General features: G+C 65.1%; 22 protein-coding genes. 14 read left to right on the forward strand and 8 right to left on the reverse strand.

The window, feature by feature from the left end; translation table 11 throughout:
* Positions 1 to 9 precede the first annotated feature (9 nt).
* Both VSR68_RS27070 and VSR68_RS27075 read left to right on the forward strand, forming a co-directional pair.
* On the forward strand, positions 10 to 1,569 hold the full coding sequence (locus tag VSR68_RS27070; RefSeq protein ID WP_342942772.1) for an efflux transporter outer membrane subunit: 1,560 nt from the start codon (positions 10 to 12) through the stop codon (positions 1,567 to 1,569).
* A 231-nt stretch (positions 1,570 to 1,800) separates the two neighbouring features.
* Complete coding sequence (locus VSR68_RS27075; protein WP_342942773.1) at positions 1,801 to 3,129, forward strand: Nramp family divalent metal transporter; 1,329 nt, start codon at positions 1,801 to 1,803, stop codon at positions 3,127 to 3,129.
* A gap of 138 nt (positions 3,130 to 3,267) precedes the next feature.
* On the opposite strand, the gene flhC is transcribed toward VSR68_RS27075, so the two are convergent.
* The 6 genes from flhC to VSR68_RS27105 form a co-directional block, all read right to left on the reverse strand.
* Positions 3,268 to 3,891, reverse strand: coding sequence for a flagellar transcriptional regulator FlhC (flhC, locus tag VSR68_RS27080; protein WP_342942774.1), 624 nt, complete (start codon positions 3,889 to 3,891; stop codon positions 3,268 to 3,270).
* Between the two features lie 16 nt (positions 3,892 to 3,907).
* Positions 3,908 to 4,228, reverse strand: coding sequence for a flagellar transcriptional regulator FlhD (gene flhD / locus VSR68_RS27085; RefSeq protein ID WP_342942775.1), 321 nt, complete (start codon positions 4,226 to 4,228; stop codon positions 3,908 to 3,910).
* 569 nt (positions 4,229 to 4,797) lie between these two features.
* Positions 4,798 to 6,012 carry a YeeE/YedE family protein gene (locus tag VSR68_RS27090; protein ID WP_342942776.1) on the reverse strand — a complete coding sequence of 405 codons (1,215 nt, stop codon included), beginning with the start codon at positions 6,010 to 6,012 and terminating at the stop codon, positions 4,798 to 4,800.
* Positions 6,013 to 6,290: 278 nt separating this feature from the next.
* The gene (locus tag VSR68_RS27095) at positions 6,291 to 7,133 is read right to left on the reverse strand and encodes a 2OG-Fe(II) oxygenase (RefSeq protein WP_342942777.1); all 843 of its coding nucleotides are present in this window, start codon (positions 7,131 to 7,133) and stop codon (positions 6,291 to 6,293) included.
* 124 nt (positions 7,134 to 7,257) lie between these two features.
* The gene (locus VSR68_RS27100) at positions 7,258 to 7,812 is read right to left on the reverse strand and encodes a GNAT family N-acetyltransferase (RefSeq protein ID WP_342942778.1); all 555 of its coding nucleotides are present in this window, start codon (positions 7,810 to 7,812) and stop codon (positions 7,258 to 7,260) included.
* Between the two features lie 9 nt (positions 7,813 to 7,821).
* On the reverse strand, positions 7,822 to 8,727 hold the full coding sequence (locus VSR68_RS27105) for a helix-turn-helix transcriptional regulator (RefSeq protein WP_342942779.1): 906 nt from the start codon (positions 8,725 to 8,727) through the stop codon (positions 7,822 to 7,824).
* A gap of 151 nt (positions 8,728 to 8,878) precedes the next feature.
* Between VSR68_RS27105 and VSR68_RS27110 the strand changes: the two genes are divergently transcribed.
* The 4 genes from VSR68_RS27110 to VSR68_RS27125 all read left to right on the forward strand — a co-directional run bounded on the left by VSR68_RS27110 (position 8,879) and on the right by VSR68_RS27125 (position 11,608).
* Positions 8,879 to 9,133, forward strand: a complete 255-nt coding sequence (locus tag VSR68_RS27110; RefSeq protein ID WP_342942780.1) for a hypothetical protein — start codon at positions 8,879 to 8,881, stop codon at positions 9,131 to 9,133.
* A gap of 190 nt (positions 9,134 to 9,323) precedes the next feature.
* Complete coding sequence (locus tag VSR68_RS27115; RefSeq protein WP_342942781.1) at positions 9,324 to 9,692, forward strand: nuclear transport factor 2 family protein; 369 nt, start codon at positions 9,324 to 9,326, stop codon at positions 9,690 to 9,692.
* Between the two features lie 53 nt (positions 9,693 to 9,745).
* Positions 9,746 to 9,979, forward strand: coding sequence for a hypothetical protein (locus tag VSR68_RS27120; protein ID WP_342942782.1), 234 nt, complete (start codon positions 9,746 to 9,748; stop codon positions 9,977 to 9,979).
* 66 nt (positions 9,980 to 10,045) lie between these two features.
* On the forward strand, positions 10,046 to 11,608 hold the full coding sequence (locus VSR68_RS27125) for a tetratricopeptide repeat protein (protein WP_342942783.1): 1,563 nt from the start codon (positions 10,046 to 10,048) through the stop codon (positions 11,606 to 11,608).
* Between the two features lie 95 nt (positions 11,609 to 11,703).
* Here VSR68_RS27125 and VSR68_RS27130 read toward each other — a convergent pair whose 3' ends face one another.
* Together VSR68_RS27130 and VSR68_RS27135 are read right to left on the reverse strand one after the other, a co-directional pair.
* Positions 11,704 to 12,111, reverse strand: a complete 408-nt coding sequence (locus VSR68_RS27130) for an Hsp20/alpha crystallin family protein (RefSeq protein WP_342942784.1) — start codon at positions 12,109 to 12,111, stop codon at positions 11,704 to 11,706.
* A 13-nt stretch (positions 12,112 to 12,124) separates the two neighbouring features.
* Positions 12,125 to 12,565, reverse strand: a complete 441-nt coding sequence (locus VSR68_RS27135; RefSeq protein WP_342942785.1) for an Hsp20/alpha crystallin family protein — start codon at positions 12,563 to 12,565, stop codon at positions 12,125 to 12,127.
* A gap of 839 nt (positions 12,566 to 13,404) precedes the next feature.
* Between VSR68_RS27135 and deoC the strand changes: the two genes are divergently transcribed.
* The 8 genes from deoC (at position 13,405) to VSR68_RS27175 (ending at position 23,160) form a co-directional block, all read left to right on the forward strand.
* Positions 13,405 to 14,412, forward strand: a complete 1,008-nt coding sequence (gene deoC, locus VSR68_RS27140) for a deoxyribose-phosphate aldolase (RefSeq protein WP_342942786.1) — start codon at positions 13,405 to 13,407, stop codon at positions 14,410 to 14,412.
* Between the two features lie 13 nt (positions 14,413 to 14,425).
* The gene (locus tag VSR68_RS27145; protein WP_342942787.1) at positions 14,426 to 16,846 is read left to right on the forward strand and encodes an aldehyde dehydrogenase family protein; all 2,421 of its coding nucleotides are present in this window, start codon (positions 14,426 to 14,428) and stop codon (positions 16,844 to 16,846) included.
* A 47-nt stretch (positions 16,847 to 16,893) separates the two neighbouring features.
* Positions 16,894 to 17,358, forward strand: a complete 465-nt coding sequence (locus VSR68_RS27150; protein WP_342942788.1) for an RbsD/FucU family protein — start codon at positions 16,894 to 16,896, stop codon at positions 17,356 to 17,358.
* A 5-nt stretch (positions 17,359 to 17,363) separates the two neighbouring features.
* The gene (gene rbsK, locus VSR68_RS27155; RefSeq protein WP_342942789.1) at positions 17,364 to 18,323 is read left to right on the forward strand and encodes a ribokinase; all 960 of its coding nucleotides are present in this window, start codon (positions 17,364 to 17,366) and stop codon (positions 18,321 to 18,323) included.
* A 49-nt stretch (positions 18,324 to 18,372) separates the two neighbouring features.
* Entirely contained in the window at positions 18,373 to 19,392 is a 1,020-nt protein-coding gene (locus tag VSR68_RS27160; protein WP_342942790.1) for an ABC transporter permease, read from the forward strand.
* A 107-nt stretch (positions 19,393 to 19,499) separates the two neighbouring features.
* Positions 19,500 to 20,504, forward strand: coding sequence for an autoinducer 2 ABC transporter substrate-binding protein (locus VSR68_RS27165; protein ID WP_342942791.1), 1,005 nt, complete (start codon positions 19,500 to 19,502; stop codon positions 20,502 to 20,504).
* Between the two features lie 75 nt (positions 20,505 to 20,579).
* Positions 20,580 to 22,112 carry a sugar ABC transporter ATP-binding protein gene (locus tag VSR68_RS27170; RefSeq protein ID WP_342942792.1) on the forward strand — a complete coding sequence of 511 codons (1,533 nt, stop codon included), beginning with the start codon at positions 20,580 to 20,582 and terminating at the stop codon, positions 22,110 to 22,112.
* 1 nt (position 22,113) lies between these two features.
* A complete protein-coding gene (locus tag VSR68_RS27175) occupies positions 22,114 to 23,160 on the forward strand; it encodes an ABC transporter permease (protein ID WP_342942793.1) in 1,047 nt (348 codons plus the stop codon).
* Positions 23,161 to 23,598: the final 438 nt, after the last annotated feature.

The following is a 23,598-nucleotide window of genomic DNA, read 5'->3' on the forward strand; positions in this document are numbered from 1 at the left end:
AAAATGATAATGACAAGATTTGAACAGATGCGCGGCGCGGGCCGCGTGGCGGCGAGCGCGTTGCTGATGCTGCTGTTGGCGGCGTGCTCGGTCGAGCCGACGTATCACCGGCCCGACGCGCCGACTCCCGCTGCATTCAAGGAAGCGCCCGTATCGGCGGCAACGACGAGTGGCGCATCGGCTCCCGCCGCGGCATTGCCAGCCAGCGAAGCCGGCACGTGGAAGCCCGCGGAGCCGAATGAAGAAGCGCAGCGGGGTGAATGGTGGGCGATCTTCGGCGATACGACGCTGAACGATCTGGAGAAGCAGGCAGCCGATGCGAACCAGGACCTGAAGGCGGCCACCGCGCGCGTGCAGCAATCGAGAGCGCTGACGCAGGCGGCGCGCGCCGACTGGTTCCCGTCGATCGACGCGGGCTTCGGGCCGACGCGCGAACGTCTGTCGCCCGCTTCGCAGAATCTGCCGAACAACGCGCAAGTGCCGACGCAAACGCTCTGGCGCGCGCAGGCGACGGCATCGTATGAGGTCGATCTGTTCGGCCGCGTCAGTTCGAACGTGAACGCGGCGCGCGCCGACCAGGCGCAAAGCGAAGCGCTGTTCCGCTCGGTGCAGCTCGCGTTGCAGGCGGATGTCGCGCAGAACTACTTTCAGTTGCGCGAGTTCGATACGCAGCTGAGCCTGTATCGTCAGACAGTGACGCTGCGCGAGAACGCGCTGAAGCTCGTCGAGCGCCGCTTCAAGGAAGGCGACATCAACGAGCTGGACGTCTCTCGCGCACGCAACGAACTGGCGACGGCGCGCGCCGATGCCGTCGGCGTCGCGCGTCAGCGCGCGGCATCCGAGCACAGTCTCGCGATCCTGCTGGGCAAGCCGCCGGCGGACTTCTCGTTCCCTGAGACGCCGCTTGCGCCCGTGCTGGCGCGCGTGCCGGCCGGCTTGCCGTCCGCGCTGCTGGAGCGCCGTCCCGACATCGCGGCGGCCGAGCGCGCGATGGCTGCGGCGAACGCGCGTGTCGGTCTCGCGAAATCGGCGTTCTTCCCGAAGCTCGATATCACGGGTGCGTTCGGCTTCGAGTCGGCGACGCTCGGCGATCTGTTCCAGTGGTCGAGCCGCGCGTTCCTGCTCGGGCCGTTCGCGGGCACGGCGCTGACCGTGCCGATCTTCGACGGTGGGCGACGCAAGGCGAATCTCGCGAACGCGCGCGCGAAGTATGACGAGGACGTCGCGTCGTATCGTCAGCAGGTGCTCGTGGCGTTCCGCGAGGTTGAGGACAACCTGTCGGATCTGCGTCTGCTCGGCGATCAGACGCGCGAGCAGACGGATGCCGTCAACGCGTCGCAGCGCGCCGAGCATCTTTCGCAGACGCAGTATCAGGAAGGGCAGGTCAGCTATCTCGACGTGATCGACTCGCAGCGGCAAGTTCTGCAATCGCAGTTGCAGTTGAGCCATCTGTCGGGCACGCAAGCGGTCGCGACGGTGAACCTGATACGCGCGCTCGGCGGCGGGTGGGGCGACGTGAAGACGGACGTCGGCAGCGCGGATGCACGGGAGCAAGTCGCGAAGCAGTAAGCGGCGCCGATGTGTCGTTCGAAGAAGCGGACCCAGAAGGCGGACCTTTTGCGGTCCGCTTTTTTTCGTCTGCTCGCGGGTGAGCGGCGCGCCGGCCCTGATGGGACACTGCCGCACGTTTCTTTGTACACTTGGAGCCGGTTCGCGCCACCTTCAGCGGCACCGTCAGGCACCACCAGTTGCGCGCCACGCCAGTCATGCCGCAGGTCATCCACCGCGAGGTTATCGGCTTTGCAGTTCAAACTTCCTACTACAGCAACCGCACCGTTCTGCCCGTCCGAAGTGCAGGGCACCGTCGCCGTCTCGCAGTCCGCGCCGTGGTGGAAAAAGCTCTTCCAGTTCGCGGGCCCCGGCTTGCTGGTGTCGATCGGCTACATGGACCCGGGCAACTGGGCCACCGATATCGAAGCCGGTTCGCGCTACGGCTACAACCTGCTATTTGTAGTCGTGCTGTCGAGCCTGTCGGCGATGGTGCTGCAATGCCTGAGCATGCGCCTCGGCATCGTGACGGGCCGCAATCTCGCGGAGCTGTCGCGCACGCGTTACTCGCCCGGCGTCGCGCGCGTTCAATGGCTGCTTGCCGAGCTGTCGATCGTCGCCTGCGATCTCGCCGAAGTGCTCGGCGGCGCGCTCGCGTTTCATCTGCTGTTCAAATGCTCGCTGACGGTCGGCGTGATCCTCACCGCGTTCGATACGCTGATCGTGCTCGGTCTCAAGGGCAAGAACTTCCGCGATCTCGAAGCGATCATGCTTGCGCTGATCGCGACCATCGGCATCGGCTACGTGATCGAGCTGGCGCTCGTCAAGCCGCACTGGCCGTCCGTGGCAGCGGGGCTTGCACCGTCGTGGCAGGCGCTCAGCGAGCGCGAGCCGCTTTATCTCGCGATCGGCATTCTCGGCGCGACGGTGATGCCGCATAACCTGTATCTGCATTCGTCCGTCGTGCAGACGCGCGCCGTCAAGCGCGATCGCGAAGGACTCGCCGGCGCGATCTCGCTGTCGCGCATCGACACGATCGTCGCGCTCTTTCTCGCGCTGCTGATCAACGCGGCGATCCTGATCCTCGCGGGCGCCGCGTTTCATTCGACGGGGCACACGGCCGTCACCGAAATCGAGGACGCGTACCGGCTGCTCGCGCCTATCGTCGGCACGGGTTTCGCGGCCGTGCTGTTCGCGATCACGCTGCTTGCGTCGGGGCAAAGCTCGACGTTCACGGGCACGGTCGCGGGGCAGGTGATCATGGAAGGCTTTCTGCAACTGAAGATCCCGTGCTATCAGCGGCGCTTCATCACGCGCGCGCTGGCGCTGATTCCCGCGCTCGTCGGCGTGCAGATGCTCGGCAACGGCGCGGTCGGTCAACTGCTCGTCGCGAGCCAGGTCGTGTTGAGCCTGCAATTGCCGTTCGCGCTGTATCCGCTGATCCGCATGACCGACGACCGCGCGCTGATGGGCGAATTCGCGAACCGGCTGCCGACGCGCATCCTCGCATGGGCGCTCTTCGTGGTGATCAGCGCGGCCAATCTGTGGCTCGTGGTGCAGACGTTCGGCTTCGCTGGATGACGACGCAAAAGCCGACGACGCGAAAGCCGACGACTCAATAGCGGAGGACGCAAACGCCGAAGGCATAAAAAAAGCCGGTCTCGAGAGACCGGCTTCAACGTGATGCGTAGCTTCGGATGGACTGTGCGATGCGCGTCGCTAGGCCGCCAACGCGGCTTCCTCGACAACTTGCTCTTCGGGCAGAGCGATCTCCACGATCTGCGGCACGGGTGCGACTTCGCGCAGCGCCTCGCGCTTCGCGGCTGCGGCCTTCTTCGTCTTGCCCGCGCGCGACGGCGGCTGGCACGCGCCGCACACGACGTTGTGCTGCAAGTCGTGCTTGTGCGCGACGAACTTGCCGGTGCAACGGCAGCAGCGCGTGAGTTGCAGGATGTCGGCGTCGAAGAAGCGCACGAGCGTCCATGCGCGCGTCAAGTCGAGGACGGGTTCCGTCTCGCTATGGCGGCAGTGTTCCAGATACAGACGATAACCCTTGGTCAGCGCGTCCAGATGCGTGCAGCGCGCTTCGTTCTTCAGGAACAGGTACGTGTTGTAGAAGAGCGAAGCATGAATGTTCGCGAGCCACGTCATGTACCAGTCGGCCGAAAACGGCAGCATGCCCTTCGGCGGCGATACGCCCTTGACCTCGCGGTACAGGCGGATCATCCGGTCGCGCGACAGCGTCAGCTCGCTTTCGAGCACCTGCATGCGCGCGCCCAGTTCGATCAGCGCGATCGCGCGGAATACTTCCTGCGCGTCTTCGGTGAGGCTCTTTTTCTGCATGGCAGTCCTCGGCGGGTTAAGCGAACTGCTCTGCGGGCTGCCCCGCCAGCAGGATCGCGGCATGCGTCGATGCCACTTCTGCATTGCGGGACGTGTGCGTCAACGCCGACAGCATCGCGTGGTCGTTGAAGCGGAAGAAGCACAAAAGCTGATCGGAACTGGCCAGCTTGACGATCTGCGCGAGCGACAGCCCGGCAAGAATATCGGCCAGCTCCGACGACAAGCCCAGACGGAACATCCCGACTGCCTTGTCCTCACGCAACATGCGTTGTGCGAGCATGATGTAAGACAAATTGATCTCGCGGATAGAATCCAGCGTCTCGCTGCTACGGTCCATTTTCTCTGTTTCCGAAGCCCCGAATTACTTATGCCGGCTTTATATGCCGTTTTGGTCTTATGCCCCGCCGGACACTGAAGATCTCCGGCGTCAAGTTGAGTGCAGTTACCGCAGCCAACCTTTGATACAAGCCGTTACATTTCGTAACAGCTTGGGCGGAATTGTATGAACAGGTTTTACAAAAATCAATCCCTGTCTCAAAAAAAAGATACGACAAAACAACGGTAATTTCGGTAACTCTTTCATGTCGCCGTCATAATCGGCTGATAGCGCGAAAACGTTTGCCGATGGCCACCCGCAAAGCCTTGTCAGGCAAGGTCTTGAGCAATTTCTTCCGATTTGCTCGCGCGTCGCCCGTTATCCGCGAGTTATGCGAAATCGATATGAATTCTGGAAAGGATAAAGAAAGAAAACGCAAAGCCGGCAGGTAAAAAATACGCTGCCGGATGGCGGTTCAGGGATAACCCGAGATGTAACAAAAAAACGCCGAGGCCAGTTACAAATCCGGGGGAGTTTGTAACTGGTTTGGACGAACCCTGTTACAGAATCTGATGGGAGTTTGCGGCAGGTCAGCAGCCGGTCGGACGGACGCGTTCGACTTCGAGTCCGAAAAGGGGGCGCAGGCGCGTGCCGATCACGTTGCCCGCGAACGCGGCGGCGAGCCACAGCCAGCCATGCAAGCTGCCTGACACGATGCCGCTGAAGTAGGCGCCGATGTTACAACCATAGGCCAGCCGGGCCCCGTAGCCGAGCAACAAGCCGCCGACGACGGCCGCGACGAGCGAGCGTGCGGGCAGCCGCCAGATGGGCGCATAGCGGCCCGCCAGAGCCGCCGCGGTCATTGCGCCGAGGATGATCCCCGCGTCCATCACGCTCGTCACGTCGCGTGTAACGGGCGCCGCGAGCGCCGCCGCGTTCGCATGGGCATTCCAGTAAGGCCAGTTGGCGACGTCGATGCCCGCCACCGAAAACAGCTTCGCGCCCCACAGCGCGAATGCCGACGTCACGCCCCACGGACGACCCGACAGCGCGAGCGTCGCGAAGTTGAGCAGCGCGAGCGCGATCGCGCCCGCGAACAGCGGCCACGGTCCGTGCAGCCACGGCGATGCGTTCGCGGTGCGCAGCGGCGAGTCGACGAGGCGTCCGTGGCGGCGCCGCTCGATCGCGACGGTCAGCGCGGCGATCGTCGCGAAGATCGCCAGGTTGATCGCGATGGCCCAGCCCGCGCCGAGCGTCGTCACGAGCGAAGTCGGCTTGAGCGACGGCAGCGCGGTCCAGAACGGCATGTGCGCGGTCGCGACGACGGAGCCGACGACGAACGCGGCGAGCGTCACGAGCATGCGCGTGCTGCCGCCGCCGACCGTGTACAGCGTGCCCGACGCGCAGCCGCCGCCGAGCTGCATGCCGATGCCGAACATGAACGCGCCGACCACGACGGATGTGCCTGCCGGCGACACCAGGCCCGCGACGGGATGGCCGAACAGCGATCCCGCCGACAGCGCCGGGAAGAACAGCAGCACGCCGATGGCGAGCATCAGCATCTGCGCGCGCAGGCCCGCGCCGCGGCCGTCGGCGATGAACACGCGCCACGCCGACGTGAAGCCGAACGCCGCGTGATACAGCGACACGCCGAGCAGCGCGCCGACCACATAGAGGGCCGCCTGTCGGCCGCTGACGGTATGCGCGAGATAGACCGCGCCGAGCGCGATCAGGACGAGGGAGAAGACGAGCGGCTTCGGATTGATGTCGAAGCGGCGCGGAAGCGGTGTAGCGAGATCGGACATGAGAAACGTTGGGCGAGCGTGTGAGTCGTAGAGCGCGGTGCAGTGCGCGGGCGCCGTGCTAGGCGGCATGGCGCCGCGACCCGTGTTGATGGAAACGCGGCCTCGTCTGCGTGCTTGCGACGGTAATGGCAAACGAAGGCAAACGAAGCGCAACCGAAGGCCAGTGGAAAAACATATCACGTTATGCCAGATGTTGCTGAGCGCGCCTCGCCCGTCCGACAACGGCTTTGATCGCGGCATGCGAGCGCTCGCAGCGGCCCGAATGCACGCCGGTGCACTTAAGTTGCGTCGTGAAAGATGATGCCGAGCGTGTGCCGATGGCCAGCATGCAGCCGGCTCACGCCATGCCGCATGTTCACGCGATACGCGCCGCGCGTGCCCTGCACGGGCCGGTGATGCACGGCAAACAGCACAGCATCGCCCTTGCGCAGCGGCACGACTTCGACGCGCGACTGCATCCGCGGACGCTGCTCGGTCAGCACGAAGTCGCCGCCCGTGAAGTCCTTGCCGGGCTCGGACAGCAGGATCGCGAGCTGGATCGGGAAGACGTGCTCGCCGTACAGGTCCTGATGCAGGCAGTTGAAGTCGCCCGCCGCGTATTGGAGGATCAGCGGCGTCGGGCGCAACTGGCCCGCTTCGTGGCAGCGTCGCAGGAAGGCGGCGTGCGTCGGCGGATAGCGCACGTCGTTGCCTAGCGTCTGGTTCCATCCGTTCGCGATGGGTGCGAGACGCGGATAGATCGCCGTGCGCAACGCGCCGACGACGTCGGGCAACGGATAGCCGTAGTACTTGTATTCGCCGCGTCCGAAGCCGTGCCGCGCCATCACGACGCGGCTGCGGTACAGGTCGTCGCGCGTGTAGAGCGCGCTGAGCGCGTCGCACTCGTCGGCGCGCAGCAAGCCTTGCAGCATCGCGCAGCCGTGCGCGTCGAGCCCGGCTGCGGCGCGCGTCCAGTCGATTGCGTCGATGCGCGGCCCGATCGACTGCGTCGTGGCGATCGCGGGCGCGTCGTGGCGCGTGCCCTTGCGTGCGGACCTGGGTGCGGGCTTGCGCGCGTCGTTGCCCGGTGGCGTGTCGAGGTCGAACAGCGCGGCTTGTGGATCGAATGAGGCTTCCTGCATGAGCGGCTCCGTGACGGCTTTTGCCAAAGGCTTTTGCCATATCCATGCCGCCCAGTCTACGCAGACGCGCATCCGCGAACACTCCGGGTCTTGCTCTGTTATTCGCCGGGGCTATTTGCCAGCGTTATTCGCCTGTCGGCGGCGCTGGCGCGTCGATAAACCGCATCATCAGATCGGCGTCGTGATACGTGCCGTCGACGCACATTGAATCGGGTTCGCGTCCATACAAGCGAAAGCCTAGCGATGCGTATAGCGCGCAGGCGGATGCGTTCGCGCTCGTGACGAGCAGCGCGATCTGCCGCAGCCCGTCGATCTGCGCGGCGCGCGCGAGCAGCTCCGTCAACAGCGCGCGTCCGATGCCCTGTCCCGCCGCTTCGTCCGCGACGTACATGCCGATCACGAAGCCCTTGTGCCGTTCCTTCTGCCGCGTCTCGCGCATCAGCCCGACGGTGCCGACGAGCGCGCCATCCGTCGACGAAAACGCGCCCAGCAGGAAGTTGCCGAGCGCCGCATGCGTGCCGGCGAGCATCGCGTCGTGCTGCGACGCGCCGCGCTCGACGGCTTCGTCGTAGCTTTGCGCGAACGCGGCGGGATGCGCTTTCAGCCCGCGCAGACGCAGCGCGAAAAACGCGTCGCGATCGGCGGGGCCCAGTTGGCGAATCGTGACGTCCGAAGCCATGCGCGGCCCTCAGGCACCAGCGGCGGCGGACGACGCGCGCGCATCCGCGAGCTTGCGCAGCGCTTCGCCCGTTTGCGGATCGGCGGGGAAGAACGCCTCGATCGCCAGTTCCGACAGCGTCACGTCGACGGGCGTGCCGAACACGGTCGTCGTGCTGAAGAACGACAGCACGCCAAGCTCCGTGCGCAGGCGCAGCGGCACGGCGATCTGCTCGAGCGTGCAGGCGGGGCTCTCGTCGGCGGGCTCGGCGTTCGGCGGCGTCGGGTAGGCGGCGAGCTCGTCGTAGAGCGCGGCGAGCGTCGAGTCGGCGCTCACGTCGATCTGCCGCTGCAGGCGCGACAGCAGATGCGCGCGCCATGCATGCCAGTTGGCGATCTGCGACGCGATGCCGTCCGGGTGCATCGAAAGGCGCAGCGCGTTGACGGGCGCTTCGAGCAGCGCGGGTTTAGCGCTCGTCAGCAACGGCGCGAGCGCGTTGTTCGCGGCGACGATGGTCCAATGCCGGTCGACGGCCACGGCCGGGAAGGGCTCGTGACCCTTGAGCACGAGCTCGACGGCTTCGCGCGCGGCGCCCAGTTGCGGATCGCTCAGCTGACGCTCGCGATAGAGCGGCGCGTAACCGGCCGCGACGAGCAGCGCATTGCGCGAGCGCAGCGGCACGTCGAGCCGCTCGGCGAGATGCATGACCATCTCGCGGCTCGGCAGCGCGCGGCCCGATTCGACGAAGCTCAGATGGCGCGTCGAAATGTCGGCTTCGGAAGCGAGCAGCAACTGGCTCATCCGGCGTCGCTGACGCCATTCGCGCAGCATGTCGCCGACGGTGCGGCTCAATGGGAGAGCGCCGGACGGCGCACGGAAGGGGGCGGTGATCGTGTCCATGCCGACGATGATAGCCAAAGTGCGCCGCGATTCCATTACCCGTGAGGTAATGTGCCGCCGCGCATGAGCATGAGCATGAGCTGCCTTCGAGTCCGGCGTAGGGATCGAGATGCAGCGCGCCCTCCCGTCGCTGGCGCGCGCAAAGGCAGTCATACTGGAGACCCTTGCTACCGCTGCGGAGGCGAACATGTGGGACAAGATCGAGCACAACGGACGTGAAGTCTGGGTCCTCCCCGTCACGGCCTATGGGCCGCCCGTGCCGGAAACCTTGTGGCACTACGTCGGCTACGTGTGCCGGCATGGCGCGGATGCGCATCTCGAAGGGCAAAGCCAGCGCTTTCAGGAGCTCGTCGCGACGTTCCGCAGCGAAGAAGAGGCTCGCGAAGCCGGGTATGCCGAGGGCAGACGGCTCGCTGACGGCCTGTCCGGCGCGAAGGGCTAGCGCGCCGTCCGCAACGCTTCACATCTTTTCCACCGCACCAGCGTGCCTCGACGACGCTGGTGCCGACCGATCATTACCTTCCGGGTAATCGACTCGCATCCGTTCATCGACGAATCTTCAGTCCGAGGCCGCCGCCGACATCATGCAAGCGGCGCACGCCTCGACCCTCCACCGACTGAAGGAGTTTCTGATGAACGCGCATACCGCACTGATCGACCGTTACTTCGACGCCTGGAACGAAACCGACGCCGGCCGCCGCCGCGAGCTGATCGCGGCGACGTGGGCGAACGACGCCGCTTACGCCGATCCCCTGCTGACGGGCGACGGACACGACGGCATCGACGCGATGATTCGCGCCGTCCATGAGCGCTTTCCTCATCACACGTTTCGCCGCACGACGCAGGTCGACGGCTTCGCGAACCGTCTGCGCTTCTCGTGGGAACTGCTGACGCCCTCGGGTGCTTCGATCGTGAAGGGCTCTGACTTCGGCGTCGTCGATGCGGCCGGGCGGTTGCAGGCTGTCACCGGCTTTCTCGACGAAGCACCCGGCGCCGCCTGAGACGTCGATACCTGACGCGTTACCGTCTGTCCGCATACACAAGGAGAAAAATCATGCATGAGCCTGCCGTCACGTCGAACCCCGCCGCGTATGAACGCGTGCAGGACGCAATCGATACGGCATCGGGCGTCGTCGCCGGATTCGCGCTGCTCGCGGGCGCCCGGGCGTTCACGTTCATCGCGCTCGTCGCGTGGCGCGAGCCCGTGCTCGGCGGCGCGGGGCTCATGCTGCTCGCGCTCGTCGGCTGGATCCGGTGGTGCTGGCGCGGCAACGTGCGGCCGGCGTAGGGCGTCGCGTACAATCGACCTCTCCGTCCCATCGCGCAGCAACGCGCTGCGCGCAAGCGCTGCATCATGAATCACGACATCGCCCAACGGCTCGCAGACGCGCAGCAGAAGTTCACGGCCGGCCAGTTCGACGGAGCCGCTGCGCTGCTGCACGACATCCTGTCGATCGAGCCGGATCACAACGAGGCGCTCGAAGCGCTCGGTTACGTCGCCGCGAAACAGGGCAATTACGCGCGCGCCGCTGATTACGCGATGCGCGCCGCGCAGCCCGCATCGACGAATGCGCAGCAACTACATTTCGCCGCGCATCTTTGCCAGATGGCTGGGCGTCACGCGGATGCCGTCGCGCTGTACGACCGCGTTCTCGCCGCCTATCCCGACCACGCCGAAGCGCTGCATGGCGCGGCGATGTCGCTCGTGCAAACGGGCGATCACGAGCGCGCGCTGCAATATCTCGCGCGGCTCACGCAACGCTATCCGCGATCCGCGGAGGCGCAGTACAACCGCGGCACGCTGCTCGGCCAGATGGAGCGCCATGAAGAAGAACTCGCGGCGTATCGGCAGGCGATCGCGCTCAAACCGAATTTCGTGCGCGCCCACGTGAACCTCGGCGTCGCGCTGCGCGATCTGCATCGCTTCGACGAAGCGTTGCAGCAGTTCAAGAAGGCCGTGTCGATCGACACCCACGATGCCGGCGCGCGCACCAACCGCGCGCAGACCAATCTGCTGCTCGGCGAATTCGAGCACGGCTGGCGCGAGTACGAATGGCGCTGGCTCGACGGCACGATGAGCCACGGCCTGCCCGACGCGACGCTGTGGACGGGCAAGCAGCCGCTCGAACACAAGACCGTGCTCGTGCATTGCGAGCAGGGCTACGGCGATACGCTGCAGTTCATTCGCTTCGTCGACCGCTTGAGCGCGAAAGGGGCGCGCGTCATCGTGCGCGTTCAGGACGCGTTGCTGCCGCTGTTGCACGGCTATCCGGGCCCAGCGGACGTGATCGGCGAAACGGCGCCGCTGCCCGCGTTCGACTATCACATTCCGATGCTGAGTCTCGCGTTCGCGCTGAAGATTCGCGAGGCCCACTTTGTCGGCGAGAGTCCGTACGTTCACGCGGATCAGCAATGGGTCGAGCAATGGGACGACGTGTTCAGGCAAGGCGGCACCCGACTGCGCGTCGGTATCGTGTGGTCGGGCAGCCGCACGCATCTGAACGACCGCAACCGCTCGATTCCGCTCGAGCAACTGTCGCCGCTGTTCGATGCGAACGCGCAGTTCGTCTCGCTGGTGAAGGACGTGCGCGACATCGATCGCGCCGGCATCGACGGGCTCGTGCAGCGCGGCGTGCTACGCGACGTGTCCGGTCGCCTGACGACGTTCGCGGACACGGCCGCGCTCGTCACGCAACTCGATCTCGTGATCTCCGTCGATACGGCCGTCGCGCATCTTGCGGGCGCGCTCGGCAAGCCCGTATGGCTCGCGTTGCCGTTTACACCGGACTGGCGCTGGCAACTGAATCGCGACGACAGTCCGTGGTATCCGCACATGCGCCTCTTCCGCCAGTCGAAGCGCAACGACTGGAGCGACGTTGTGCGCGATCTGCAAGCGGCATTGGAAGTGCGGGCTTGAACGAAGCGCCATCGGGCGGTGCGCGCATAAAAAACGGAGCACTTCGCGAGTGCTCCGTTTTCATTTGCATTCGTCGATGCGCTCAGGCAAACGCGTTAGCTGAGCTTCACGTCGATACGCCGGGGCTGCGCCTGCTCGCGTCGCGGAATGACGAGCTTCAGCACGCCGTCCTTCAGATTCGCTTCGATCTTCGACGTGTCGAAGTCGTCGCTGATCGTGAAGCGCCGCGCAAAAAACGGCGCGCGCACTTCCGCATGCGAGAGCCGCACGTTCGCGGGCACGGGCAGCGCCGATTCACCTTCGATCGTCAGACTGCCGTCATGCACGCGCACGTCGAGCTTGTCCTTCGACACGCCGGGCAAGTCGGCCCATAGCGTCACCGCCTTGCTGTCCTCGACGATATCGACGGGCGGCGTGAGCGTCGCGCGGCGTTCCTGCTCGCGTGCGCCGTTGCGGGTCACTGCGCTGTCGTCGCGCTGGGTCACTTGAGTGTTGTCGCTCATGATTTCACCTCGCTTATTGAACCGTGATCGCGCGCGGTTTCGACGCTTCGCGCTTGCCGACCGTGATCAGCAGACAGCCATCGACATAGCGCGCCTGCACGTTGTCGGGGTCCGCGTGCTGCGGCAACTCGACGACCCGGCGGAACGCGCCGTTGAAGCGCTCCTGTGCATACGCGCGGGCGCCTTCGTCCGACGCGGCGCGCGCCGAAGGGCGCTCGCCTGCGATCGTCAGCAGGCCCTTGTCGATCGACAGTTCGAGCTTCGACGGATCGATGCCGGGTGCGAACGCAACGATCTCGATCGCATCGTCCGTTACGCCGATGTTTAGGCTCGGAAACGCACCGAGACGGCTCGAACGGATGCTGGACGGAAACGCGCCGAAGCGGCTCGACATGTGCCGCTGCAAGCGGTCGAGTTCGGCGAACAGGTCGGTTCCGAAGTAATAGTCACTCATGGTCGCTCTCTCCTCTGAGCGGCAAGACATTCCGGGCTGAATGCCTGTCGTGCCGCGACGAACGAAGTGGATACGCGCAGTGCCCGTCACGTCGACGCGGCATCTGCCTTGTGATCGGTAAATAGGAAGCCTCTGCAAATTTTCAAGCGCGATTTCTGCAAAAATCAGGCCCTTGAAAAGCGCGGTGGGCGACCTTATATCGCGGCGCCGTGGCGGCTCTGTCATGCCGAAACGGAATTGGATGCCAACGAGTGAGAGCGCCATCGACTGGCGATTCACATCCGGCGGCGCGGGGTCGCCGCATTATGTCGCCGCGCTGGGTCGCCGCGATTTGTCGCTGCATTTCGTCGTGATACGCGGCACGGACACAAGCCGCTGATCACTGCGTCGCGCTGATCGGCGAAGTGGCATGAGATGTCATTGCGTGCTCGATCGCCGAACAGCGCTCCCGCGCGTGCCGCGAGCCCGAATTGGGCACCGACGAATGCAACGACGCGCGGCGCCGCCATGATCGCCCGCGATGGAAAGTGTCGTCGCGCGAGCACGGCCCGTTCGATTGCCTTCGCTGTTACCGCGTCTGTTACGCCGCCCGCGCGCGGCACGGATTTCTCACTATCCAGGCGGGCCACTCGCCCTGGTGAAAACACCAACTTCTTCCTCCGACGACGACCGAAGCGCCGCCAGGCGGCGCTTTCGCCGTGTCGCGCGACATTTCTCCCGTGCCGTCGCGCATGGAAACGATCATAACGACGCTTGTTAGAATCCTATCAAGCGATGTACGATGACTGCGAATAAACCATCAGCCGTTGCTGTGCATTGCACAAACCTGCGGACGTCTCATGCCTGAACTTTCCATGCCCTCGTCGGTGATCGCGTTGCGGCGCGCAGCCCACGTTCATCCCGTGCGCAATCCCGGCGTACCTTTCGACCTTGCGTGGCTCGACGGACTGCGCGTGAACCAGTCGGCCGTCGAGCGCCGCACGGCGACGCTCGGCGCGCGCCGCACCGTGAAGAAGGATGCGCAGGCCGCGTGGCTGTTGAAGGCCATCACGTGCATCGACCTCACGACGCTCAGCGGCGACGACACGGAAGGCCGCGTGCGCCGCCTGTGCGCGAAGGCGAAGCAGCCGGTCCGCGACGACATTCTCGCGGCGCTCGGCGTGCCGCCGCGCAGCATCACGACGGGCGCCGTGTGCGTGTATCACCGCTATGTCGCCGCCGCCGTCGATGCGCTCGCGGGCAGCGGCATTCCCGTGGCCGCCGTGTCGACGGGCTTTCCCGCCGGCCTCGTTCCGCATCCGCTGAAGCTGAAGGAGATCGAGGCATCGGTGGCCGACGGCGCGCGGGAAATCGATATCGTCGTTACGCGCGAGCATGTGCTGACGGGCAACTGGCAGGCGCTCCACGACGAAGTGCGCGACTTTCGCGCCGCGTGCGGCGAAGCGCATCTGAAGGCGATTCTCGCGACGGGCGATATCCAGACGCTGTCGAACGTTGCACGCGCATCGATGATCTGCATGATGGCGGGCGCCGATTTCATCAAGACGTCGACGGGCAAGGAAGGCGTGAACGCGACGCTCGACGTGTCGCTCGTGATGGCGCGCATGATCCGCGAATACCACGCGCGCACGGGCATCCTGATCGGCTTCAAGCCCGCAGGCGGCGTATCGAATGCGAAGACGGCGCTGTCGTATCAGATCCTGATGAAAGAAGAACTGGGCCGTCCGTGGCTCGAACCCGAACTGTTCCGCATCGGCGCATCGAGCCTGCTCGCCGATATCGAACGCCAGTTGGAGCATCACGCGACTGGCCGCTATTCCGCCTTCAACCGTCACCCTGTAGCCTGAGCAGACCGATCCCATGAGCGTAGCCGAGTATTTTTCTTCGATGGAGTACGGTCCCGCACTCGAGGACGATCAGCCCGCGCGCGCGTGGCTCGCGCAGCACGACGCGACGTTCGGCCATTTCGTCGACGGCGGATGGCGCGCGCCCGCTGCGAGCGAGCGCTTCCCGACGCATGAGCCCGCGACGGGCGAACTGCTCGCGCACGTCGCGCAAGGCGACGCCGTCGACATCGACGCCGCCGTCGCCGCCGCGCGTGCCGCGCAGCCCGCGTGGTCCGCGCTCGGCGGCGCGGGGCGCGCGCGTCATCTGTATGCGCTGTCGCGGATGGTGCAGCGTCACAGCCGCCTCTTCGCCGTGCTCGAAGCGCTCGACAACGGCAAGCCGATTCGCGAGACGCGCGATATCGATATTCCCCTTGTAGCAAGGCACTTTCTGCATCACGCGGGCTGGGCGCAGCTGCAGGACAGCGAGTTCGCGAGCTTCGCGCCGTTGGGCGTGATCGGCCAGATCGTGCCGTGGAATTTCCCGCTGCTGATGCTCGCGTGGAAGATCGCGCCCGCGATCGCGACGGGCAACTGCGTCGTGTTGAAGCCTGCTGAATACACGCCGCTCACGGCGCTGCTGTTCGCCGAGCTTGCGCATCGCGCGGGCCTGCCGAAGGGCGTGCTGAACGTCGTCACGGGCGACGGGCGCACGGGCGCGGCGCTCGTCGATCATGCCGGCGTCGACAAGATCGCGTTCACGGGTTCGACGGAAGTGGGTCGGTTGATCCGCGCGGCCACGGCGGGCACGGGCAAATCGTTGACGCTCGAACTGGGTGGCAAGTCGCCGTTCATCGTGTTCGACGATGCGGACCTCGACGGCGCCGTCGAAGGCGTCGTGGACGCGATCTGGTTCAACCAGGGGCAGGTGTGCTGCGCGGGCTCGCGTCTGCTGGTGCAGGAAGGCGTCGAGGCGCGTTTCATCGACAAGCTCAAGCGCCGCATGGCGACGCTGCGGGTCGGGCCGTCGCTCGACAAGTGCATCGATATTGGCGCGATCGTCGACAAGGTTCAGCTCGAGCGCATCGAAGCGCTGGTGGAAGCGGGCCGCCGCGAAGGTTGCGCGATCTACCAGTCGCCGGAGACTGACGGCAGCAGCATGCCCGCCCACGGCAGCTTCTATCCGCCGACGCTCGTCACGGGCGTCGCGCCCGCATCGACGCTCGCGCAGGAAGAAATCTTCGGCCCCGTGCTCGTGACGATGACGTTCCGCACGCCCGATGAAGCCGTCGCGCTCGCGAACAACACGCGCTATGGGCTTGCGGCGAGCATCTGGAGCGAGACGATCGGCCGCGCGCTCGACATCGCGCCGCGTCTCGTGTGCGGCGTCGTGTGGGTCAACGCGACGAACCTGTTCGACGCGGCCGTCGGCTTCGGCGGCTATCGCGAGTCGGGCTATGGACGCGAAGGCGGCCGCGAAGGCATCTACGAATATGTGAAGCCGAAGGCGTGGCTCGCGCTCGAAGAACGGCGGCCCGTGCAGCGCGTGCGTGATGTGTCGTCGCAATCGAACGAGGGGCCGCATCGCGAGTCGAATCAGGCCGACGCGTTCGCGATCGACCGCACCGCGAAGCTCTTCATCGGCGGCAAGCAGGCGCGGCCCGACAGCGGCTATTCGCTGGCCGTCTACGGACCCGATGGTGCGGTCGTCGGCGAAGTGGGCGACGGCAATCGCAAGGACATTCGCAACGCCGTCGCGGCGGCGCGCGGCGCGCAGAAGTGGTCGCAGGCGAGCGCGCACAACCGCGCGCAAGTGCTCTACTATCTCGCCGAAAATGTAGCCGTGCGCGCGCATGAATTCGCGCATCAGCTCGCCGTTCGCACGGGCGCCGGCGAAACGGCTGCGCGCCGCGAAGTGGACGCCTCGGTGGCTCGCCTCTTCACGTATGCTGCGTGGGCCGACAAGTTCGACGGCGCGGTGCATGCGCCGCCGTTGCGCGGCGTCGCGCTTGCGATGAACGAGCCGCTCGGCGTGATCGGCATTGCATGCCCGGACGAGGCGCCGCTGCTGTCGTTCATCTCGCTGGTGGCACCCGCGCTCGCGATGGGCAATCGCGTCGTCGTCTTGCCGAGTTCGTCGAGTCCGCTTACAGTGACCGACTTCTATCAGGTCGTCGAGACGTCGGACGTGCCCGCGGGCGTGCTCAACATCGTGACGGGCGAACGCGGTCCGCTGCTGTCGGCGCTTGCGAAGCACGACGACGTCGATGCGCTGTGGTGCTTCGGCTCCGCGAAAGATGCGGCGCTGGCCGAGCGCGAGTCGGTCGGCAACCTGAAGCGCACGTTCGTCGATCATGGCCGCGCGTTCGACTGGCTCGACGCATCGAGCGAAGGCCCGGCGTTCCTGCGGCAGGCAACACAAGTGAAGAACATCTGGATACCGTACGGCGACTGATCGCTAGACAAAGCGACAGCGCGCCAACCGAAAACGGAGGAGACAACGTGCTGAAGAATCTGGACCCGCTGTTGAATGCCGATGTGCTGCACGCGCTGCGCGCGATGGGCCACGGCGACGAAGTCGTGATCTGCGACGCGAATTTCCCGGGCGACTCCGTTGCGCGCGAAACCATTACCGGCAAGCTGCTGCGGCTCGACGGCGTCGATGCGCCGCGCGCGATTCGCGCTGTGCTTTCCGTGCTGCCGCTCGATACGTTTGTCGACGATCCGGCGCTGCGCATGGAAGTGGTCGGCGAGCCCAACACCATTCCCGCCGTGCAGCGCGAAGCGCAAGCCGAAGTGAACAACGCGGAAGGGCGCGACGTGCCGTTCGTCGGCATCGAGCGCTTTGCGTTCTATGCGCGCGCGAAAAAAGCGTACTGCGTGATCGCAACGGGCGAGCAACGCGGCTACGGCTGCTTCGTGTTCAAGAAGGGCGTGCTGCTCGCGCCGGACGCTCCAAGGGAATAACGCCGATGGCCACGCAACAGAAAGAAGGCCGCGTCGTCATTCTCGGCATCTACGTGACCGATCTCACGTTCCGCGCGGACCGCATGCCGCTGATCGGCGAAACGATCGCGGGCTCCGCGTTCAAGATGGGGCCGGGCGGCAAGGGCTCGAATCAGGCCGTCGCGGCGGCGCGCGCGGGCGCCGACGTCGTGTTCTGCACGCGCATCGGCAACGACGCGTTCGGTGCGATCGCCCGTTCGACGTGGGCCGCGGAAGGCATCACGGCGCGCGCGTCGGTGATCGAAGGCGCATCGACGGGCGCGGCCCACATCTTCGTCGACGACATCACCGGCAAGAACGCGATCATCGTCGCGTCGGGCGCGGCGGGAACGATGAACGCGAGCGACGTCGATGCGATCGAAAAAGACATCGCGTCGGCGCGCGTGTTCGTCACGCAGCTGGAGCAGCCCGTCGCCGCCGCTCGGCGCGGACTCGAAGTCGCGCGCAGGCACGGCGTGACGACCGTGTTCAATCCCGCGCCCGCGCTGCCGCTCGACGACAACATCTTCCCGTTGTGCGAGTACATCACGCCGAACGAAACGGAGACGGCCGCGCTGACGGGCATCGAGGTCAACAACGTCGACGACGCGCGCCGCGCCGCCGACGTGCTGCTCAGAAAGGGCGTGCGCAACGTGATCGTGACGCTCGGCGAAGCGGGCGCCTTGCTGCATTCGGCTGAACAGTCGGTGTTCGTGCCGGCGTTCCAGTGCGGACGCGTGGTGGAAACGGCGGGCGCGGGCGACGGCTTTACGGGCGGCTTCGCAGCGGCGCTCGCGCGCGGCGCGGATGCCGTCGAGGCGACGCGCTTCGGCTGCGCGCTTGCGGGCATTTCGGTGACGCGCGCCGGCACCGCACCGTCGATGCCGATGCTCGCGGAAGTCAACGCCGTGCTCGCGCAGTCGCGCGATCCGCTTTCAACGCATTGAGCGAGCGCGCCGCTCGCGCGGTGCGCAGTCTGAAGGAGTTCGTTTCGACATGAAGTCCTCGCTTTTCACTGGCCTCTTTCGCGACCGGCAACTGAATTTTCTGCTCGCCGTCAACGTGCTCGTCGTGCTCGTCGCGACGTGGGTATCGCAAGGCCAGTTCGTCTCGCTCGACAATCTTCAGTCGATGGGCGGGCAGTTGCCCGAACTCGGGCTGCTCGCGCTCGGCATCATGCTGTCGATGGTGTCGGGCAACGGCGGCATCGATCTGTCGGGTGTCGGGCTCGCGAACCTGTCGGGCATGGTCGCGGCGCTGATCGTGCCGAAGTTCATCAGCGGCGACGACTCGCCGATGCTCTACACCAGTGCGTTCTGCGCGATCGTCGCGTGCATGGGGCTGATCGGCGGCTTTCTGAACGGCGTCGTGATCGCGCGGCTGCGCCTGACGCCCATTCTCTGCACGCTCGGCACGCAGTTGCTGTTCACGGGCTGCGCGGTCGTGCTGAGCAACGGCGCGTCGGTGCACGTCGATTATGTCGAGCCGCTGTCGGATATCGGCAATGGCACGTGGTTTCAGGTACCCGTTTCGTTCGTGATCTTCATCGCGGCCGTCGTCGTGCTCGGCTGGCTGTTGCGGCGCAGCCCGTTCGGCTTGCGTCTCTATCTGATGGGCACGAACCCGAAGGCCGCGTTCTACACGGGCATTCCGCGCGCGCGGATGCTCATTCTCACGTACACGATGTGCGGCGTGCTCGCGTCGCTCGCGGGGCTGATCAGCGTCACGCATACGTCGAGCGCGAAGTGGGACTACGGCAATTCGTATCTGCTGATCGCGATCCTGATTGCCGTGATGGGCGGCGTGAATCCGGCGGGCGGCTATGGCCGCATCATCTGCGTGTTTTTCGCGGCGACGGTTTTACAGTTCCTGTCGAGCCTCTTCAATCTGCTCGGCGTTTCGCAGTTTTTCGGCGATTGCGCGTGGGGTTTTCTGCTGCTGCTGTCGCTCGCGTTCGCGGGCGGCGAGCGGGTGCGCGCGATCTTCGGCTTCGCGCAGCCGAACCAGAGGCGTTAGCGCGGTATCACCGGTTCAAGCGGACATCGGAGCCCCGGATATCCGCCGGCGTACACATGCAGATGAAGGGGCGACATTGAACGACCAAAGACAAAGGAGACAAACGCATGAAACTGACTCGACTGAGCACTGCACTCGCTGCCGGCGCACTCGCGGTGGGCGTGATCGCCGCCGCGCAGGCCGCAACCAACGAAACGATCGTCACCGTCGTCAAGGTGACGGGCATCAACTGGTTCAACCGGATGGACGAGGGCGTCAAGCAATTCGCGAAGGACAACCCCGGCGTGCAGGCGTATCAGACGGGCCCGGGCCGCGCCGACGCCGCGCAGCAGCTGAAGATCATCGAAGACCTGATCGCGAAGAAAGTGACGGCGATCGCGGTCGTGCCATACGATCCGCCGACGCTCGAACCGGCGCTGAAGAAAGCGATGGATCGCGGCATCAAGGTCGTCACGCATGAAGCGGACAACGCGAAGAACACGATGGTCGACATCGAGGCGTTCGACAACAGCGCGTATGGCGCGGGCCTGAACGAGCGCCTCGCATCGTGCATGCACGACGACGGCAAGTGGGCCGTGCTGGTCGGCTCGCTCGGCAGCCGCTCGCAAGTGCAGTGGGCCGACGGCGGCATCAACAACGCAAAGGCCAAGTACCCGAAGATGAATCTCGTCGAGCCAAAGCTCGAAACGAACAACGACGGCGAGAAGGCGTATGAAGTCGCGAAAGAAGTGCTGCGCAAGCATCCTGATCTGAAGGGCTTCCAGGGCTCGTCGTCGCTGGATGTGATCGGCATTGGGCGCGCCGTCGAAGAAGCTGGCATGCAGGGCAAGATCTGCGTGTACGGTACGGGCCTGCCGACGGAAGCGGGCAAGTTCCTCGAAAGCGGCGCAGTGAACGGCATCGCGTTCTGGGACCCGAAGCTCGCGGGCATCGCGATGAACAAGGTCGCGCAGATGCTGGTCGACGGCAAGACCGTGCAGAACGGCGCCGATCTCGGCATTCCGGGCTATACGAAGGTGACGGTCGAGAAGGGGCCGGGCAAGGGCATCATCGTGCGCGGCCAGGGCTGGGTGAACGTCGACAAGTCGAACTACAAGCAGTACAACTTCTGAGCGCGGCATGACCGCGTGCCGGCTTTCGATCAAAGCCGGCATGCGGCGATATTCATCTGGAGCACGGCTTTCGGCATGAATCAAAACGTTTCCTCCACGCCGTTTTTGCAGGTGGTCGGCGTACACAAGCGGTTCACAGGCGTGCATGCGCTGCGCGGCGTGAGCCTTTCGTTCGAGCGCGGACAGATCTATCACCTGCTCGGTGAAAACGGCTGCGGCAAGAGCACGCTCATCAAGATCATCTCCGGCGCGCAGCCGCCCGATGAAGGCGAGCTGATCATCGAAGGCGTGCATCATGCGCGGCTGTCGGCCCTCGAATCGCTGGCGGCGGGCATCGAGACGGTCTATCAGGATCTGTCGCTGCTGCCGAACATGAGCGTCGCGGAGAACGTCGCGCTGACGTCCGAGCTTGCCGAGCACAACGGCCGTCTCACGCGCACGTTCGACCGCAAGGCGCTCGCGCGCACGGCGGCGAAAGCGCTCGAAGCCGTTGGCCTGCCCGGCGATGCGGAATTCCAGTCGACGCTGATCGAACAGTTGCCGCTCGCGACGCGTCAACTCGTGGCGATCGCGCGCGCGATTGCGAGCGAAGCGAAGTTCGTCATCATGGACGAGCCGACCACGTCGCTCACACAAAAGGAAGTTGACAACCTGATCGCCGTGCTCGGCAATCTGCGCGCGCAGGGCGTGACCGTGCTGTTCGTGAGCCACAAGCTCGACGAGTGCTATGCGATCGGCGGCGAAGTGATCGTGCTGCGCGATGGTCAGAAGATGGCGCAAGGCCCTATTGGCGACTACACGAAAGCGCAGATCAGCGAACTGATGACGGGACGGCATTTGTCGAACGAGCGTTATCGCGATGGCGCGGTCGGTGATGAAGTCGTGCTCGACGTGCAGGGCTTCACGCGCGGCACGCAGTTTCGCGACGTGTCGCTCAAGCTGCATCGCGGCGAGATTCTCGGCGTGACGGGTCTGCTCGATTCGGGCCGCAACGAACTTGCGCGTGCGCTCGCGGGCGTCGCGCCCGCCGAGGGCGGCAAGGTCGCGCTTGACGGCAAGCCCGTCGTGTTGCACACGCCGTCGGATGCAAAGAATCACCGGATCGGCTATGTGCCCGAAGACCGCCTGAACGAAGGGCTCTTTCTCGACAAGCCGATTCGCGACAACGTGATCACCGCGATGATCGCGAGTCTGCGCGACCGCTTCGGCCAGATCGACCGCATGCGCGCGCAACAGCTTGCCGAACAGACGGTGAAGGACTTGCAGATCGCGACGCCCGGCGTCGACAAGCCGGTGCAGTCGCTGTCGGGCGGCAACCAGCAGCGCGTGCTGATCGGCCGCTGGCTCGCGATCGATCCGCGCGTGCTGATCCTGCATGGGCCGACTGTCGGTGTGGATGTGGGCTCGAAGGACATCATCTACAGGATCATGCAGAAGCTGTCGCAGCGTGGCATCGGCATCATTCTGATCAGCGATGACCTGCCCGAGCTGCTGCAGAATTGCGACCGCATTCTGATGATGAAGAAAGGCCGCGTGGCGAGCCAGTATCGCGCGGATCAGTTGAACGAAGCCGAGCTGTATCACGCTCTGTTGTCAGAGGCTGCATGAGATGTCGTCTATCATGAACCGGACCATGACTACCCCCAACGTCGCCGAAATCGCGCCCGAGATCAAGCCGCCGACATGGCGCGCGAAGCTCTCGCGCAACCCGGAGTGGTTCACCGTGGCGCTGATCGTCGCGATGTGCGTGATCGTCGGCGCGATCAACCCGCGCTTCTTCCAGTTCGCGACGCTGTTCGATCTGCTGCATTCGGCGACGACGATCTCGCTGTTCGCGCTCGGCACGCTGGTCGTGCTCGCGTCGGGTGGCATCGACGTGTCGTTCACAGCGATCGGCGCGCTGACGATGTATGCGATCACGAAGGCCGTATTCGCATGGTGGCCCGATGCGCCGTTCGCGCTGATCCTGATTGCGGGCGCAGTGGGCGGCATCGTGCTCGGCGTGATCAACGGCGTGCTCGTGCATCGGCTGAAGGCGCCTTCGCTGATCGTGACGATCGGCACGCAGTATCTGTATCGCGGCATCCTGCTGACGTTCATCGGCACAACGTTCTTCATGAACATTCCGCACAGCATGGATCGCTTCGGCCGCATTCCGCTCTTTTTCTATCACACGGTGGACGGCTTGCGCGCGGTGTTGCCTGCGTCGGTGCTCGCGCTCGTGATCGCTGCCGTCGTCACGTGGTGGCTGCTGAACCGCACGATGATGGGACGCGGCGTCTATGCGATGGGCGGCAGTCTCGCGATTGCTGAGCGCCTCGGCTACAACCTGCGGGCGATCCATCTGTTCGTGTTCGGCTATACGGGCATGCTCGCGGGCATTGCGGGCATTCTGCACGTGTCGAACAACCGGCTTGCGAATCCGTTCGATCTCGTGGGCACTGAGCTCGATGTGATCGCGGCCGTGATACTCGGCGGCGCGCGCATCACGGGCGGCACGGGCACGGTGGCGGGCACGCTGCTCGGCGTCGTGCTGGTGACGCTGATCAATAGCGTGCTGATTCTCGTCGGCGTGCCGAGCACGTGGCAGAAGGTGATTATCGGCGCGTTCATTCTGATCGCGGGGACGTTGTTTGCTTTGCAGCGGAAGGGGTAGGGTTGTTGTCTGGTTATTGTCTGGTTGTTGTCTGCGACGCGCTTTGGCTTTTGCCTTTTCGCTGGCATCCGCGATAGCGCCTCGCGGCGCAGGCGTTGCCCCTGTGCGGGGCGGCACTCACTTTCTTTGCCGCCGCAAAGAAAGTAAGCAAAGAAAGCGGGCTCACACCGCCAGTGCTTGACAATTACCCACGGGCTCTCAACGTCCCCATCCTTCATGTGGCAGTGTGCTGGCTTGCATTCGTTGCCAGCGCACTACTCAAGCGCCTCACCTGCTTCATGCATCCGCATCGCGGCTCGCGATATCGAATAGCCGGTGCCCCTTTGCGGCAAACTGTGTGTAGGCATTCGCACCGCACAGGACACCTTCTTCGCTACGCGATACGGCTTTGAGTGCGGGCGGCGTCCTGTACGACACAGCAACCTCATTCACTACCGA

Origin of the sequence: Paraburkholderia phymatum, assembly GCF_038900715.1 — a bacterium.
GTDB lineage: Bacteria > Pseudomonadota > Gammaproteobacteria > Burkholderiales > Burkholderiaceae > Paraburkholderia > Paraburkholderia phymatum_A.

Excerpts from the sequence above, each read along its gene's own strand:
- VSR68_RS27070 (WP_342942772.1), top strand. The coding sequence starts at position 10 with ATGACAAGATTTGAACAGATGCGCGGCGCGGGCCGCGTGGCGGCGAGC.
- flhC (WP_342942774.1), bottom strand. The coding sequence starts at position 3,891 with ATGCAGAAAAAGAGCCTCACCGAAGACGCGCAGGAAGTATTCCGCGCG.
- flhD (WP_342942775.1), bottom strand. The coding sequence starts at position 4,228 with ATGGACCGTAGCAGCGAGACGCTGGATTCTATCCGCGAGATCAATTTG.
- VSR68_RS27090 (WP_342942776.1), bottom strand. The coding sequence starts at position 6,012 with ATGTCCGATCTCGCTACACCGCTTCCGCGCCGCTTCGACATCAATCCG.
- VSR68_RS27095 (WP_342942777.1), bottom strand. The coding sequence starts at position 7,133 with ATGCAGGAAGCCTCATTCGATCCACAAGCCGCGCTGTTCGACCTCGAC.
- VSR68_RS27100 (WP_342942778.1), bottom strand. The coding sequence starts at position 7,812 with ATGGCTTCGGACGTCACGATTCGCCAACTGGGCCCCGCCGATCGCGAC.
- VSR68_RS27105 (WP_342942779.1), bottom strand. The coding sequence starts at position 8,727 with ATGGAATCGCGGCGCACTTTGGCTATCATCGTCGGCATGGACACGATC.
- VSR68_RS27110 (WP_342942780.1), top strand. The coding sequence starts at position 8,879 with ATGTGGGACAAGATCGAGCACAACGGACGTGAAGTCTGGGTCCTCCCC.
- VSR68_RS27115 (WP_342942781.1), top strand. The coding sequence starts at position 9,324 with ATGAACGCGCATACCGCACTGATCGACCGTTACTTCGACGCCTGGAAC.
- VSR68_RS27120 (WP_342942782.1), top strand. The coding sequence starts at position 9,746 with ATGCATGAGCCTGCCGTCACGTCGAACCCCGCCGCGTATGAACGCGTG.
- VSR68_RS27125 (WP_342942783.1), top strand. The coding sequence starts at position 10,046 with ATGAATCACGACATCGCCCAACGGCTCGCAGACGCGCAGCAGAAGTTC.
- VSR68_RS27130 (WP_342942784.1), bottom strand. The coding sequence starts at position 12,111 with ATGAGCGACAACACTCAAGTGACCCAGCGCGACGACAGCGCAGTGACC.
- VSR68_RS27135 (WP_342942785.1), bottom strand. The coding sequence starts at position 12,565 with ATGAGTGACTATTACTTCGGAACCGACCTGTTCGCCGAACTCGACCGC.
- deoC (WP_342942786.1), top strand. The coding sequence starts at position 13,405 with ATGCCTGAACTTTCCATGCCCTCGTCGGTGATCGCGTTGCGGCGCGCA.
- VSR68_RS27145 (WP_342942787.1), top strand. The coding sequence starts at position 14,426 with ATGAGCGTAGCCGAGTATTTTTCTTCGATGGAGTACGGTCCCGCACTC.
- rbsK (WP_342942789.1), top strand. The coding sequence starts at position 17,364 with ATGGCCACGCAACAGAAAGAAGGCCGCGTCGTCATTCTCGGCATCTAC.
- VSR68_RS27160 (WP_342942790.1), top strand. The coding sequence starts at position 18,373 with ATGAAGTCCTCGCTTTTCACTGGCCTCTTTCGCGACCGGCAACTGAAT.
- VSR68_RS27165 (WP_342942791.1), top strand. The coding sequence starts at position 19,500 with ATGAAACTGACTCGACTGAGCACTGCACTCGCTGCCGGCGCACTCGCG.
- VSR68_RS27170 (WP_342942792.1), top strand. The coding sequence starts at position 20,580 with ATGAATCAAAACGTTTCCTCCACGCCGTTTTTGCAGGTGGTCGGCGTA.
- VSR68_RS27175 (WP_342942793.1), top strand. The coding sequence starts at position 22,114 with ATGTCGTCTATCATGAACCGGACCATGACTACCCCCAACGTCGCCGAA.